12 protein-coding genes are annotated in these 14,200 nt (G+C 75.7%); 5 read left to right on the forward strand and 7 right to left on the reverse strand.

Annotated features, from left to right (window positions below; all coding sequences use genetic code 11):
* Positions 1–29: 29 nt before the first annotated feature.
* The 3 genes from ACWGSR_RS00790 (at position 30) to ACWGSR_RS00800 (ending at position 3,042) form a co-directional block, all read left to right on the forward strand.
* Positions 30–773: a sulfite exporter TauE/SafE family protein gene (locus ACWGSR_RS00790; RefSeq protein ID WP_453562755.1), complete on the forward strand. Its 744-nt coding sequence runs from the start codon at positions 30–32 to the stop codon at positions 771–773.
* Between the two features lie 284 nt (positions 774–1,057).
* On the forward strand, positions 1,058–1,633 hold the full coding sequence (locus ACWGSR_RS00795; RefSeq protein WP_453562757.1) for a rhodanese-like domain-containing protein: 576 nt from the start codon (positions 1,058–1,060) through the stop codon (positions 1,631–1,633).
* A gap of 80 nt (positions 1,634–1,713) precedes the next feature.
* Positions 1,714–3,042: a nicotinate phosphoribosyltransferase gene (locus ACWGSR_RS00800; protein WP_453562759.1), complete on the forward strand. Its 1,329-nt coding sequence runs from the start codon at positions 1,714–1,716 to the stop codon at positions 3,040–3,042.
* 172 nt (positions 3,043–3,214) lie between these two features.
* Here the strand turns inward: ACWGSR_RS00800 and ACWGSR_RS00805 are convergent, their stop codons facing one another.
* From ACWGSR_RS00805 to ACWGSR_RS00820, 4 genes are all read right to left on the reverse strand, one after another.
* Entirely contained in the window at positions 3,215–3,808 is a 594-nt protein-coding gene (locus ACWGSR_RS00805; RefSeq protein WP_453562760.1) for an Rv1733c family protein, read from the reverse strand.
* Between the two features lie 103 nt (positions 3,809–3,911).
* Complete coding sequence (locus tag ACWGSR_RS00810) at positions 3,912–4,112, reverse strand: hypothetical protein (protein WP_053640636.1); 201 nt, start codon at positions 4,110–4,112, stop codon at positions 3,912–3,914.
* Positions 4,113–4,120: 8 nt separating this feature from the next.
* Positions 4,121–4,702, reverse strand: a complete 582-nt coding sequence (locus tag ACWGSR_RS00815) for a hypothetical protein (protein WP_453562761.1) — start codon at positions 4,700–4,702, stop codon at positions 4,121–4,123.
* Positions 4,699–7,986, reverse strand: a complete 3,288-nt coding sequence (locus ACWGSR_RS00820; RefSeq protein ID WP_453562763.1) for an AfsR/SARP family transcriptional regulator — start codon at positions 7,984–7,986, stop codon at positions 4,699–4,701. Before ACWGSR_RS00820 ends, ACWGSR_RS00815 begins: the two co-directional genes overlap by 4 nt.
* A gap of 183 nt (positions 7,987–8,169) precedes the next feature.
* Here ACWGSR_RS00820 and ACWGSR_RS00825 point away from each other — a divergent pair, with 183 nt between their 5' ends.
* Positions 8,170–10,254, forward strand: coding sequence for a SpoIIE family protein phosphatase (locus tag ACWGSR_RS00825; RefSeq protein ID WP_376239557.1), 2,085 nt, complete (start codon positions 8,170–8,172; stop codon positions 10,252–10,254).
* A 69-nt stretch (positions 10,255–10,323) separates the two neighbouring features.
* Here the strand turns inward: ACWGSR_RS00825 and ACWGSR_RS00830 are convergent, their stop codons facing one another.
* Positions 10,324–11,721, reverse strand: a complete 1,398-nt coding sequence (locus tag ACWGSR_RS00830) for an NADP-dependent succinic semialdehyde dehydrogenase (protein ID WP_453562764.1) — start codon at positions 11,719–11,721, stop codon at positions 10,324–10,326.
* A 121-nt stretch (positions 11,722–11,842) separates the two neighbouring features.
* Positions 11,843–12,496, reverse strand: coding sequence for a ThuA domain-containing protein (locus tag ACWGSR_RS00835; RefSeq protein WP_453562765.1), 654 nt, complete (start codon positions 12,494–12,496; stop codon positions 11,843–11,845).
* 208 nt (positions 12,497–12,704) lie between these two features.
* On the opposite strand from ACWGSR_RS00835, the gene ACWGSR_RS00840 reads away from it, so the two are divergent.
* Positions 12,705–13,511 carry a class II aldolase/adducin family protein gene (locus tag ACWGSR_RS00840; protein WP_453562766.1) on the forward strand — a complete coding sequence of 269 codons (807 nt, stop codon included), beginning with the start codon at positions 12,705–12,707 and terminating at the stop codon, positions 13,509–13,511.
* Here ACWGSR_RS00840 and ACWGSR_RS00845 read toward each other — a convergent pair.
* Entirely contained in the window at positions 13,475–14,131 is a 657-nt protein-coding gene (locus ACWGSR_RS00845; RefSeq protein WP_453562768.1) for a TetR/AcrR family transcriptional regulator, read from the reverse strand. The genes ACWGSR_RS00840 and ACWGSR_RS00845 overlap by 37 nt on opposite strands.
* Positions 14,132–14,200 lie beyond the last annotated feature (69 nt).

The raw sequence follows: 14,200 nt of genomic DNA on the forward strand, positions 1-14,200 counted from the left end.
ACGCACATGATGTTCCCCGGCACGACCGCGTGAGCGCGCTGGTCCTCGCCCTGGCCGCCGGAGCGGTCATCGGCCTGGCGCTCGGCGCCCTCGGCGGAGGGGGAGGCGTCCTGGCCGCCCCCGCCCTGATCCACCTGCTCGGCTTCACCCCGGCCGCCGCCGCCACGGCCGGCCTGATCATCGTCACGGTCACCACGGTGGCCGCCCTCCCCGCCCACGCCCGCGACGGCCACGTCGCCTGGAGGACGGGCGCGCTGTTCGCGGCGGCCGGCGTCGTCCCGGCCTTCCTGGCCGGGGCCGCCTCGGCCCGCCTTCCCGGATCCGTGCTCGGCGTCGCGTTCGCGGCCGTCACCGCGGTGGCGGCGCTGCGGATGCTGCGCCCCTCGGACGCCCGTCCGGTGACCACCGGACGGGCCGCCAGGGCGGCCGGTGCGGGTGCGGGGCTCGGCGCGGTGACCGGACTGCTCGGCGTGGGCGGCGGATTCCTCGCCGTCCCCGCGCTCGTGGGCGTCCTCGGCCTGCGGATGCGGCAGGCGGTCGGCACCAGCCTGCTGGTCATCACCGTCAACTCCCTCGCCGCGCTCGCCGCACGCGCGGGCGGCGGCGGGGACCTGCGCTGGGAGCTGATCGGCCCCTTCGCCGCCGCGGCCGTCCTCGGCGCGTGGGACGGCAGGCGGCTCGCCGCCAGGGTCACCGGAGACGCGCTGCGGAAGGCGTTCGCGTTCGCGCTCCTGGCGGTGGCGGCCTTCACGCTCGCCGACGCGATCGGCTGAAGGCCCGCGTTCGCCCGTACCCGCGCCGGGGCGGGACCCACGCCCGACGGGGCCTGCGCCCGGCGAGATCCGGACCGGGTGAGATCCGGACCGGGTGAGATCCGGACCGGGTGAGGTCCGGGCCGGGTGAAGTCCGGACCGGGTGAGGTCCGGGCCGGCAGGACCCGGACCCGACCGCCGCATCCGGCCACCGCAACACATTCCGGCAACACTCCCGCAATACCCCCAGGGGTAAAATTCTCCCGCCCGTGCGGGCCCGTCGACAGACAAGGACCACATCCACCATGACCACGCCCACCGCCCTCGGCACCGACGAGGCGCGCACCCGCCTGCACGAGCTGACCGTGATCGACGTGCGCACCCCGGGCGAGTTCGCGGGCGGCCACCTGCCCGGCGCGCTCAACGTCCCCCTGGACCGGCTCGAAAGCGCCCTGCCCGAGATCCGCGCCGCCGCCGAGCGCGGGGAGGTCCTGGTGGTCTGCGCCTCCGGCGCGCGCTCGGAGAACGCCTGCCGGACCCTCGCCGAGCACGGCGTCGCCGCCGCCACCCTCGCCGGCGGCACCGGCGCCTGGGCCGCCGGGGGCCACGACCTGCACCGCCCCGAGGGCGGCCCGCGCGCCTCCTGGGCCATGGAGCGGCAGGTCCGTCTGACCGCCGGCTCCGTCGTCCTCCTCGGACTGCTCCTCGGCCTGCTCGTCCACCCGGCCTTCCATCTGCTCTCCGCGGGCATCGCCGCCGGTCTCGTCTTCTCGGCCGTCACGGACACCTGCGGCATGGCCGCCGTGCTCGGCAAGCTGCCCCACAACCGCCCCCGCCCCGCCGACCTCGAAGCGACCCTCGCCGCGCTGCGCGGCCGCTGACGCCGCGGGGCCGGGAGCCGGGCCGGCCCTCGCACGCGCCTCCCCGTGCGCGCCGCCGCCCGGCCGCGCATGCTCGAAGCATGTCCCAGGTGACGACCACCGACCTGTACCAGGTCACGATGGCCCTCTCGTACCTGCGGGAGGACATGCGGGGCCGGGCCACCTTCAGCCTCTTCGTGCGGGACCTGCCGCCGGGCCGCGGGTTCCTCGTGGCCGCCGGGCTCGAACCGGCCCTCGACCACCTCTCCCGGTACCGCGTGGGCCGCTCCGACGTCCAGGACTTCGCCGAGACGCTGCGGCGGCCCGTCGGGGACCTCGAACCGCTCCACGGCCTGTCCTTCGACGGAGAGGTCCGCGCCGTGCCCGAGGGGCGGATCGTCCTCGCGGGCGAGCCCCTGCTCGAAGTCACGGCGCCGCTGCCGCAGGCCCAGCTCGTGGAGACGTACCTGCTGTCCCTCGTCTGCCACCAGACGGCGGTCGCCTCCAAGGCGGCACGGTGCGTGCTCGCCGCCGCCGGGCACCCCCTGGTGGACTTCTCGCTGCGCCGGACCCACGGACCCGAGGCGGGCGTGCAGGCGGCCCGGCTGTGCGCCCTGGTGGGCTTCGCCGGCACCAGCAACGTCGCCGCCGCCCGCCGGTACGGCATCGCGGCCGCGGGCACGATGGCCCACTCGTACGTCGAGGCCTTCGACTCCGAGGAGCGGGCGTTCCGGGCCTTCGCCCGCACCCATCCCGGCCCGGTGACCTTCCTCGTCGACACCTACGACACGGCCCGCGGCGTCGCGACGGCCGCGCGCGTCTTCACGGACCTGCGGCTCGGTCCCGGGTGCGGGATCCGCATCGACAGCGGCGACCTGGGCGCGCTGGCCCGCCGGGCCCGCGCCGCGCTCGACGGGGCGGGCCTCGGGGACGTGCGGATCATCGCGAGCGGCGGCCTGGACGAGTACGGCGTCGACGCGCTCGTACGGGAGGGGGCGCCGATCGACGCGTACGCCGTGGGGACGAAGGTCGGCACGGCCGCCGACGCGCCGTACCTGGACGCGGCGTACAAACTGGTCGAGTACGACGGACGGCCCGTCATGAAGCTGTCGTCGGCGAAGGCGACGGCGCCGGGCCCGAAGCAGGTCTTCCGCGGCCCCGGTCTCCGCGACGTCGTCGGCCTGGCCCACGAGGAACCTCCCGGGGACGCCGAGCCGCTCCTGCGGACCGTGATGCGCGGCGGGCTCCGGACGGACCCGCCCGACGCCCCGGCGGCCGCCCGCGAACGCTTCGAGCGGGACCTCGCCGCCCTGCCGGAGGAGGCCCGGCGCATCGGGCGCCCGGTGCCTCCCACACCCGCGGTCTCGACCCGGCTGACGGCCCTGACGACCTTGGTCCGGCACAGGATCGAGACGCGGACGGGTCCCTGACGGACGCGCCCGCGCGACCTGTCCGACCTGCTCGTCGGGCTCCACCGGTGGGTCCTGCGCGTCGCGGCCCGCGCGAGCCCGACGACGGACCCCTCCCCGCCCTTCCGCCTCGGCCGGGAGCCGGGCTCCGCCGGCGTCCTCCGACGGTTCCGTCCGTCCGCCCCGGGGCCGGTCAGTCGTCGTCCGTTCCCGCGCCCCTGTCCCGGCGGAGCCTGCCGGACCAGACGGGTTCCACCCGCTCCCACTCGCGTTCCCAGGCGGCGTACTGGCGCCCTTCGGCCCTCCGCCGTACGAGGACGAGCGCGCCGGCCCCCGTCACCCCGACGGCGCCCGCCACCACGATGCCGCCGGAGACCGCGGTGAGCGAACGGCTCGCGGCGGCGGCCGGCGGCCGGACGGGGGTCCCCCCGTCGTCCACCCAGATGACCACGGCGTCCCCCCGGGGAGTCCGGGGCGGCACCTGGACGGTCCCGGACCGGCGCACGTTCCCGGGGTGCTGCCAGGTCGCCGGCGCGAGGGCGTACGGCTCCGTGCCGTACCGGGTGGAGGCGGGCGGGTCCTCGGCCGGGCCGGTCGTGGTCGCCGTCACCCGGTGCCGGTGGGCGGCGCGTTCGCGGTCGGCGTCGGCTCCGGCCTTCCAGAGCGCTCCGGCGGCCACGGCGCCGCAGACCAGGGCGACCGTCAGGAGGAGGACCAGGGCGGCGCGCCCGAGGGGTCCTCGCGCGGGCGGGGCCCCGTCGTCGTCCGACCTCTCGTGGCGGATCATGCCGCACCTCCCACGGGGGTGGTTCGCCGGTGTGGCCCCGGCGGACGCGCGTCGGCCCCGGCCCGGAGGACGCACCTCCGGGCCGGGGCCGACGTGACACGACCTAGGGCAGGAGCTCGTCCATGGAGGCGCGCCCCTTCTCCGCCATCCGGCGTTCCGCCCAGGCGAGGTTCTTCGGGGTCACGTCACGGCCGGAGGCGAGGACCAGGTCCTCCGCCGTGAACTCCCCTTCCGATCCGGCGTGCAGCAGCCGGTCGGGCGTCGGGAAGTCCCCCGGGGACGTCTTGTCGGGCTCAGCGTTCATGCCGCCTCCTACGTGTTCGTCCGGCACTGGCCATTCTCGTGTCCGGTCGGCGAGAACGCATCCGGGGCCGGAGGAGATCCGGCGCCGGCCCGCCGGACGAGCAGGTGCGCGTCCGATACGACGGCCCCGCGCACCGCCTCCTCCCAGAGGGCGAGGCCCGTGCGGAGCAGGTCGTGCGCGGCGGCGGCCTCGGCGGCCGTCCAGAGCCCGCCGTCGCCGGCCTCGAAGAACCGGTCGTAGGCGGCGTCGTGGACCGCATCCTGGGCGGGGAGGGCGAGGGCGGTGTCCACGCCCCGCGCGAGGTCCTCGAAGAAGTTCCACGCCTCCAGGAGCGGTGCCGCGGGGACGGGTCCGGGAACGCGGACCCACTCCCCCACGGGTTCCAGGTCCAGGTACGACTCCGCGTCCGTCACGAAGTCCCAGCGGTGCCGGGCGCAGTGCTCCTCGGCCGAGCCGACGGCGTGGAAGGCGAGGAGCCGTCCCCGGTCGTCGGCGGCCACGGCGTCGCGGTCGTCGCCCTCGCCCCGGCGCCAGAGCACGTACAGGTCTCCCCGCCGGGTCCCGATCCGGTACGGGTGGTGGTCAGTCACTCGAAGTCTCCACTCGATGTCTCCCAGGGCTGTCGTACGAGGTCGGCGGCGGCCCTGAGGGAGAGGACCGCCCCCTCCTCGTAGTGACGGGCGTACGTCTCCGGGGCGAGGGCCCCGCGCAGGACCTCCTCGGCGCGGGTGCGGATCCGGGCCTCCGTCTCCGGGGTGAAGGGGCGGAAGCCGCCGCTGCCGGCACCGGCGTGGGCGTCGTACGCGCCGAGGAACCGCGCCCCGGCCTCGGCGTCGCCCGGCCCGCCCCGCCCGCCGCGGGCCCACGCCGCGGTGCCGAACTGGGCGACGACGAGGTACGGGGCGACCAGGTGGGCCAGGGTCTCCACGTCCACGACGGCGCGGGCGAGGCGCCCGACGGCCCGGTCGTACGCGCCGTCCATACAGTCGAGCCACGCCCACGTCCCGCCGACCAGGCCCCAGAAGAGCGCCGGGGTGGCCTCCCCGAACTCGCCCTCCAGGAGGGTGAGCTGGGCGCGGGCGGATCCGGTGCGGCCGATGCGGGCGTAGTGCTGGACGAGCAGCATCCGGGCGGCGCCGGCGGCCTCGGCGCCCCACTTCCCGGCCTCGTCGGCGGCCTCGGCCAGGAGCCGTTCGGCCGCCGGGTCGCCGCCGGGCCGGAGCCGGAGCCGTACGGCGGCCAGGCGGGCGGTGAAGACGGGCACCTGGGAGCGCGCGCCCACGCGGGCGGCGGCGGCCGTGGCCCGTTCGAAGTCGGCGGCGGCCTCGGTGAGCCTGCCGTCCTGCTCGTAGGCCTCGCCCCGGGCGGCGAGGGACTCCGCGATGCCCCAGGAGTCCTCGGCGGCCTCGAAGAGGGCGAGGGCTTCCTCGGCGTCGGCGCCGCGGCCGGCGAGCTTGGCGCGCATGAGGAGGGCGAAGCCCAGGTCCCAGCCGGGAGCCCGGTCGCGGCAGGCGTCGATGATCTCCGTGAGGGTCTCGTCGAGGGTGGTGAGCTCCCCGGTCATCAGACGGGCGAAGTGCCACATGGTGCCCGGCTGCCGGCAGGTCTGCGGCAGGCCGGGGCGGTACGCGGAGACGAGGGCGGAGAGCCGGGCGCGGGTCCCGGGGCGTTCGAGGGCGGTGGCGCCCGCGCCGCCCTCGGTGGCGAGCGCGTACAGCCGGCCGCCGCGCCGGGCCTCCCGGAGGCGTTCGCCGGTCCACGGCGGCGGCACGTCCACGCACCGCCCGTCGAACGGTCCGGCGGGCCGGACGGGCTCCCGGAACGGGTCGGGTCCGAGGCGTCCGGCCTCGGCGGCCCAGGTGTGGGCGTCGGTCTGGTGGTTGCGCAGCTGCCAGAACCAGCTGAGGCAGTGGACGAGGCAGAGCGCCTCCTGCTCGTCGCCGAGCGCCACGGCGGTCCGCAGGGCGCCGCGCAGGTTGTCGTGCTCCCGTTCGAAGCGGGCGATGGCGGCGACCTGGCCCGGCCCGCGCAGCTCCGGATCCGTCCGCCGGGCCAGCTCCCGGTAGTACGCCAGATGCCGCCGCTCCACCCCCGCCCGCTCCCCCGCCTCCGCCAACCGCTCCCGCGCGTACTCCGCCACCGTCTCGAGCAGCCGGTAGCGCATCCCCGCCCCACCCGGCGACGCCACCACCAGCGACTTGTCCACCAGCGCCCCCAGCACCTCCAGCACCTCCCCGGCCCCGCCGTCCTCGGCACACACCGCCTCCGCCGCCGCCAGATCACACCCGCCCGTGAACACCGAAAGCCGCCGCAGCACCACCCGCTCCGGACCGTCGAGCAGGTCCCACGACCAGTCGACCACCGCCCGCAGCGTCTGCTGCCGCGGCAGCACCGTCCGCGCCCCCGCCGTCAACAACCGGAAACGGTCGTCCAGCCGGTCCGCGATCTGCCGCACCGACAGCATCCGCAACCGCGCCGCCGCCAGCTCGACCGCCAGCGGCAACCCGTCGAGCCGACGGCACACCTCCTCCGCCGCCGCCCGGTCCTCCCCCACCGAGAACCCCGGCCGCGCCGCCGCCCCCCGCTCCCCCAGCAACCGCAACGCCATCCCCACCGGCAGCGGACCCAACGGCCGCACCACCTCCCCCGGCACCCCCAACGGCTCCCGACTCGTCGCCAGGACGGTCACTCCGGGGCACCGCGTCAGGAGCTCCTGCGCGAGTTCCGCCGCCGTGCCGACCACGTGCTCGCAGTTGTCGAGGAGCAGCAGCATCCGGCGCCCGGCACAGTGCTCCACGAGGGCGGCGAAACGGTCCTTCGGATCGGTGTCGGGGACGGGCGGGCGCTGCCAGAGCTGCGTCTCGCGGGCGCCGAGCGCGGTGAGGACGGCGGCGCCGACCGTGGACCCGTCGCGTGCGGAGGCGAGTTCGGCGAGGTGGACCGGACCGTCGTACGTCTCGGCGGCCTCCAGGGCGAGCCGTGTCTTGCCGACGCCGCCCGGCCCGGTGAGGGTGACGAGCCGCCGGGCGCCCCAGTCGGCGGCGAGGTCTCCCAGTTCGTCGTCGCGTCCGACGAAGGAGTTCAGGCGGGCGGGCAGGGCGCCCGCCCGCCGTCCGGTGCCGGCGGGCCGGTCGTCCGTGAGGAGTTCGGCGTGCAGGGCGCGCAGTTCGGACCCGGGGTCCGTGCCGAGGCGTTCCGCGAGGGCCGTGCGCACCCCCTCGTACGCCGCCAGGGCCTCGGCCGCCCGGCCCGTGTCGCGGAGGGCGCGGATCCGCAGGGCCTGGAGGGGTTCGTCGAGGGGCTGCTCCGCGGCGAGGGCGGTGAGCGGCGCGAGGGCGTCGGCGGCCCGCCCCAGGGCCAGGTCGGCGGCGAACCGGTCGCGGCGCGCCTGCGCGTGCCGTTGTTCGACCCGTACGACCAGGGGGTCCGCGTCCCGGCCGGGCAGGTCGGCGAGGGCGGGACCGCGCCAGAGCCCGAGGGCCTCGTCCAGCAGGACGGCCGCCCGCCCGGCGTCCCCGGCGCCCAGCGCGGCAGCTCCTTCGGCGGCGAGCCGTTCGAAGCGGTACAGGTCGACGTCGTCCCGGGCGGCGTCGAGCCGGTAGCCGCCGGGCTCCGAGGCGACGGCCTCCCGGCCCACGGCCCGGCGCAGCCGTCCGACGAGGGCCTGGAGCGCGGCCGTGCGGTCCCGGCCATCGGCCGGGTCGGCGTCGGCCCAGACCTGCTCGATCAGCGTGCCCGGGTCCACCGTCCGCCCGCCGGCCGCCGCGAGCGCGGTGAGCAGGGCCCGCAGTCTGCCGCCGCCCAGGACGGCCTCCGTCCCGTCGTCGGTACGGAGGACGAGGCACGGACCGAGGACACGGTAGGACGGCTGCACCGGCCCATTCTGCCCCGGCGGCGTCCCGGGCCCCGCCGATGTCCGGCACCGGCGGCACCCGGGGCCGCACCCGTCCCGGGCGGTGCCCGACCGGACCCGGCGAGGTCGCGCTTCGCGGCGAACTCGCGCCACGCCGTGTCAGCGCCATGGCGTCGCCGGGGCGCGGGTTCGACAATGGGGGGGATGACCGATGACGACCCGCGTACGCGCAGTGGCGAGATCGGGCCCGCCGAGTGGCTCGCCATGAACCGGACCGGCAGCTTCGACTGGGATCTCGACACGGGCAGCATCGATGCCGACGAGTCCGGGCTGCTGGTCTTCGGCGTGTCCCCGGCCTCCTTCGACGGGCGCCCGGAGACGCTCGTCGCGCGCCTCGACCCCGAGGAGCGGGTCAAGCTCCGGGGCGTCGTGCGCGAGGCCGTCAAGAGCGGCGCGGCCTCGTACACCGCGCACTTCCCGATCCCGCAGGACGACGGGCCACCCCACTGGACGCACGTGCAGGCGCGGATCCTGCGCTCGCCGGACGGGCGGGCCCGGCGGATCGTCGGCGTCGTGCGGGACACGACCGCCGAGGTGATGCACTTCGCGTTCGTCCGGGACCTGGAGAAGCGGCGGGAGGTCCAGACGAACATCGTGGAGCGGACGACGAACGCGCTGTCGCGCGCGGTGACCGTGGACGATGTGACGACCGCCCTGACCGGCCCGAACGGCCTCGCGCGGCTCGGCGCGGACGGTCTCGCGCTGGGGCTCGTGGAGAACGGCTCGCTGAACATCATCGCGCTCAGCGGGGAGTCCCTCGACGTGCTCGACGGCTTCCGCAACCGGCGGCTCGACCGGCGGCTGCCGCTGGCCGAGGCGGTGCTGAGCGGCCGGCCCCGGTTCGTGTCGTCCTTCCCGTCGCTCGGGCGGGACTTCCCCGAGCTGGCCCCCTATCTGCCCCGGCTCGACTTCCGGGCCGCCTGCTACCTCCCGCTGGTGGCACAGGCGCGCTCGCTGGGCGGGATGGCCCTGTTCTACCGGGGCCGCACCTCGTTCAACCCCGACGAGCGGAACCTGGCCCTGGGGCTCGCGGCGATCGTCGCCCAGTCGCTCCAGCGGGCGATCCTCTTCGACGAGGAGCGGGAGCTGGCGACCGGGCTCCAGGCGACGATGCTGCCGCGCCGGATCCCGGAGATCACCGGCGGTCAGATCGCCGTCCGCTACCACGCGGCGTGGAGCGGGCGTCAGGTGGGCGGCGACTGGTACGACGTGATCCCGCTGCCGCGCAGTCGGGTCGGGATCGTCGTGGGCGACGTCCAGGGCCACGACACGCACGCGGCGGCCATCATGGGCCAGCTGCGGATCGCGCTGCGGGCGTACGCGGGCGAGGGGCACGCCCCTTCGACCGTGCTGGCCCGGGCCTCCCGGTTCCTCGCCGAGCTGGACACCAACCGCTTCGCGACCTGCACGTACGCGCAGGTGGACCTGGCGAGCGGCACCCTGCGCGCGGTGCGGGCCGGGCACCTCGACCCGCTGATCCGGCACAACGACGGCCGGGTGGGGCAGCCCAAGCTGCGGGGCGGGCTTCCGCTGGGCCTGGCGACCGTTTTCGGGGACGAGGAGTTCCCGGAGACGCGGCTCGACCTGGTGCCCGGGGAGACCCTGGTGCTCTGCACGGACGGGCTCGTCGAGCAGCCGGACTCGGACATCTCGTCCGGTCTCGCCGCGCTCGCCGGGGCGATCGCCAGCGGTCCGCCGCAGGCCGAGGCGCTCGCCGACCACCTCTCCGACCGGCTGTGGGAGCGGTGGGGTTCCGGCGACGACGTGGCCCTCCTGGTGCTGCGGCGCAGCCCGGACCCGGGCACGCCGAAGGCGCCGCGCATCCACCAGTACATCCACCAGGCCGATCCGCAGGGCCTCTCGGACGCGCGGGCGGCCGTGGGACAGGCGCTGCGCGACTGGGGCATGCGGGAACTGGCCGACGACGCGGAGCTGTTGACGGGCGAGCTGCTCGTCAACGTGCTGCTGCACACGGAGGGGGGCGCGGTGCTGACCCTGGAGGTGCTGCCCGAGCCGGTGCGGCGGGTGCGCCTGTCGGTGCAGGACCGGTCGAGCGCCTGGCCCCGGCGCCGCACTCCGGGCGAGGCGGCCACGTCGGGGCGCGGGCTGCTCCTGCTGGACGCGCTGGCCTCCCGGTGGGGGGTCGAGCCGCGCGGCGAGGGCAAGGCGGTGTGGTGCGAGATCGGTCCGGTGCAGGTGCCGGCCGACGCCGCTCCCGGCGGCGGGTGAGCCCCAGGGCCTGTCCGGTGGATCAGGGTCGGACAGGCCCTGGGCGGGGAGCGGCGTCCGGCGGTGGGGTCAGGCGCGCTGCCACACCGTGGTGACGTTGCAGAACTCGCGGATGCCGTGGCCGGCGAGTTCGCGGCCATACCCGGAGCGCTTGACCCCGCCGAAGGGGAGCGCGGGGTGGGAGGCGGTCATGCCGTTGACGAAGACGCCGCCGGCCTCCAGGTCGCGGACGAAGAGGGCGACTTCCTCCTGGGAGCGGGTCCAGACGTTGGAACTGAGGCCGAACGGGGAGTCGTTGGCGACGGCCACGGCCTCCTCGATGTCGCCGACCGGGTAGACGGTGGCGACCGGGCCGAAGGCCTCCTCGCGGTGGATCCGCATCTCCGGGGTGATGCCGGTGAGGACGGTGGGGCGGTAGTACCAGCCGTTCCGCAGTTCCTCGGCCTCGGGGCGGTGGCCGCCGCAGAGGGCGGTGGCACCCTTCTCCACGGCGTCGTCGACGAGCTCCTCCAGGTCGGTGCGGCCCTGCTCGGTGGCGAGGGGGCCGACGTCGGTGGACTCGTCGAGGGGGTCGCCGACGGTGAGGGCGTTCATGGCGGCGGTGAAGCGCTCGGAGAAGTCGTCGTACACGTTCCGGTGGACGATGAACCGCTTGGCGGCGATGCAGGACTGGCCGTTGTTCTGCACGCGGGCGGTGACGGCGGTCTTCACGGCCGCGACGACGTCGGCGGAGGGCATCACGATGTACGGGTCGCTGCCGCCGAGTTCCAGGACGGTCTTCTTGATCTCGTCGCCCGCGACGGAGGCGACGGACCGGCCGGCCGGTTCGCTGCCGGTGAGGGTGGCGGCCACCACGCGGGGGTCGCGCAGGACGCCCTCGACCTCGCGGGAGCCGATGAGGAGGGTTTGGAAGCAGCCCTCGGGGAATCCGGCGCGGCGGAAGAGGTCGCCGAGGTAGAGGGCGGTCTGCGGCACGTTGGAGGCGTGCTTGAGGAGGCCCGTGTTCCCCGCCATGAGGGCGGGCGCGGCGAAGCGGATCACCTGCCAGAGCGGGAAGTTCCACGGCATGACGGCGAGGACGGGGCCGAGGGGCCGGTAGTGGACGCGGGCGGTGTCCGCGCCGGAGTCCTGGACGTCGCTCTCCGCCGGGTGCTCGTCGACGAGCAGTTCCTCGGCGTGGCGGGCGTACCAGCGCATGGCCTTGGCGCACTTGCCGGCCTCCGCGCGGGCGGCGGCGATCGGCTTGCCCATCTCGATCGTCATGGTGCGCGCGATGTCCTCGGTGTCCTCGTCGAGGAGGGTCGCGGCGGCGCGCAGGAGGCGGGCGCGTTCGGCGAAGGAGGTGGTGCGGTACCGGCGGTACGTCTCGTGCGCGGCTGCGATACGGCGCTCGACCTCCTCGGGCCCGTGGGCCTCGTAGGTGCGCAGCGTCTCGCCGGTCGCGGGGTTCACGGTGGCGATGCCCATGGCCTGTCTCCTCCTGCCTCGGTCCCCGTCCGACACCAACCTTCCGTGAAGAGCGGCGCGGCGCAACAGGGGCGGGACGGCGGGGTGATCCGGGCGGTCGCCGGGCGGGCCACCCGGGCGGTCAGGCGGTCAGCCAGGTCAGGGCACCGGCGAGGTGGGCGCGGAAGAGCGGGTCGCGGTACGCCTCCGGGGCGTGCCCGAGGGCGGTGAAGAGGACGCGCCCCCGGTCCGCCTCCCGGCACCAGACGAGCGGGTGGTCGTCGCCGTGGGCGCCGCCGCGGTACGAGGCCTCGTCGGCCCGGGCCAGAACCCGCACCCCCCGGGGGACGGAGGTGAAGTTGTACCACTCGTCCGTCCGTTCCCAGCGGGCCGGGAGCGGGGCGGTCGCCGGGTGGTCGCCCGGGGCCACGAGGACGGTGCCGGGCTGGACCTCGGGATGGCCGTCGAAGCGGGTGCCGAGCAGGTCCCCGTAGAAGGGCCAGTCGGGTTCGGCGTTGGCGGCGGCGTGCACGGCGAGGAGGGCGCCGCCGCCCCGCAGGTACGCCTCGAAGGCGGTCCGGCCCTCGGGGGTCAGGACGTTCCCGGTCGTGGAGAGCAGGATGACGACGGCGCACCGGGCGAGCCGTTCGGGCGTGAAGGCGCCCGGGTCCTCGGTGACCTCGGCCGTCCGCCCCAGCTCCCGCGCCAGCTCCGTGAGCGCGGCGGCGCCGTCGGGGATCGAGTCGTGGCGGTATCCGGCGGTGCGGGTGTAGATCAGGACGTCTGCGGTGGTCACGCGGCGCGCTCCAGGGGCGGAAGGGCTGGGGAAAGCGCTTTCCCCTGCGGCTCGACCGTAGTCACCGGGGACCCCGGCCCGCAAGGCGCACCCCGATCCATTGTCGTATCGGATACATCTCTGTATCTTTTGGCGCGCCGTTCCCGGCCGTTCCCAGCCGTTTCCGTTCGTCCCCCGCCCCCGTCACCCGTTCCATGGAGGAGCCGCCATGAGCACCGTGCCGCCCGCGCTCGCCGCCGCCGTCGGGCCGCTGCCCGAAGGGGTCGTCCTGCCGCTGCCGCCCGCCTTCGAGAGCGTCGAGGAGGAGCGGCGGTACCGCAAGGAGCAACTGGCCGCCGGATTCCGCATCTTCGGCCGGTTCGGCTTCTCCGAGGGGGTCGCCGGGCACATCACCGTCCGCGACCCCGGCGACCCGAACGCCTTCTGGGTCAACCCGTTCGGGATGAGCTTCCACCAGATCAAGGCCTCCGACCTGATCCTCGTCGACCACGAGGGCGTCGTCCTCGAAGGGCGCCGGCCCGTGAACCGGGCCGCCTTCGTCATCCACTCCCGGGTCCACGCCGCCCGGCCCGACGCGGTCGCCGCCGCGCACTCGCACTCCCTGTACGGCAAGGCCTTCTCCAGCCTCGGCATCCCGCTCGACCCGATCACCCAGGACGCCTGCGCGTTCTTCGAGGACCACGGGATCTACGACGACTACCGGGGCGTGGTGAACGAGACCGAGGAGGGCGAGCGGGTCGCCAAGGCCCTCGGCGCGTACAAGGCCGTGATCCTCAAGAACCACGGGCTCCTCACGGTCGGCCACTCCGTCGCCGAGGCCGTGTGGTGGTTCGTCACCATGGAGCGCTCCTGCCAGGCCCAGCTCCTCGCGATGGCCGCGGGCACCCCGCAGTCCATCGACCGGGAGACCGCGCTGCTCACGCGCGGGCAGATCGGCGGGCACCTGGCCGGCTGGTTCCAGGCGCGCCCGCTGTGGGATCAGATCACCGTGTCCGACCCGGACCTCTTCGACTGACCGCCCCGTTCCGGCAGTCCACGTGTCAGGGCCTCCAGGAACGCGGGGAGGAACTGGCGCTCCAGACTGCCCGGCGGCAGCGCGTCCGGCTCCACGTAGCTCTGCGCGAGACCGCCCTCGCGCAGGGCGATGAGCAGGCGCGCGAACCGGTCGGCGTCCACGGTCAGTTCGCGTCCGGCCCGGCGCAGGACGAGCGTGAGGCCGCGGGCTATCTCGGCCCGCAGCCGCTCGTCGTGGCGCGCGAGCACCCAGGCGGCCTGCGGGTCCCGGATGGCGTGCAGGGTGAACTCGGTGGTCACCAGGTACCAGTCCCGCTCGTCCGGCTCCACGCGGGAGGCCAGCTCCGCGAGCCGGGTCAGGGTGTACTCCTCGGCCGTCAGCGCGTCGATCGACTCGGCGAGCCGGCGCACCGTCCGGTCGCTGTGCTCGTCGAAGAGGGCGAGGAAGAGCTCCTCCTTGCTCGCGAAGTTCGAGTAGTACGCGCCCCGCGTGTAGCCGGCGCGCTCGCAGATCTGCTCGATCGTCGTCGCGTGGAAGCCGTGCTCGGCGAAGGTCTCCAGGGCGGCCCCCAGGAGCGCCGCGCGGGTGCGGGGCCGCCGCTTGGTGACACCTTTCGGCACGGGTGGGTCCTCCAGTTCGTCCGGGCCGCTCGCCGCGGCGGACGCCCACCATACCGGCGGCTCCCGCCC

It is taken from the genome of Streptomyces sp. NPDC055632, from assembly GCF_053618675.1.

What these genes read in the sequence shown, in the direction of transcription:
- ACWGSR_RS00795 (WP_453562757.1), top strand. Translation starts at nt 1,058, where the DNA reads ATGACCACGCCCACCGCCCTCGGCACCGACGAGGCGCGCACCCGCCTG.
- ACWGSR_RS00800 (WP_453562759.1), top strand. Translation starts at nt 1,714, where the DNA reads ATGTCCCAGGTGACGACCACCGACCTGTACCAGGTCACGATGGCCCTC.
- ACWGSR_RS00830 (WP_453562764.1), bottom strand. Translation starts at nt 11,721, where the DNA reads ATGGGCATCGCCACCGTGAACCCCGCGACCGGCGAGACGCTGCGCACC.
- ACWGSR_RS00810 (WP_053640636.1), bottom strand. Translation starts at nt 4,112, where the DNA reads ATGAACGCTGAGCCCGACAAGACGTCCCCGGGGGACTTCCCGACGCCC.
- ACWGSR_RS00840 (WP_453562766.1), top strand. Translation starts at nt 12,705, where the DNA reads ATGAGCACCGTGCCGCCCGCGCTCGCCGCCGCCGTCGGGCCGCTGCCC.
- ACWGSR_RS00805 (WP_453562760.1), bottom strand. Translation starts at nt 3,808, where the DNA reads ATGATCCGCCACGAGAGGTCGGACGACGACGGGGCCCCGCCCGCGCGA.
- ACWGSR_RS00825 (WP_376239557.1), top strand. Translation starts at nt 8,170, where the DNA reads ATGACCGATGACGACCCGCGTACGCGCAGTGGCGAGATCGGGCCCGCC.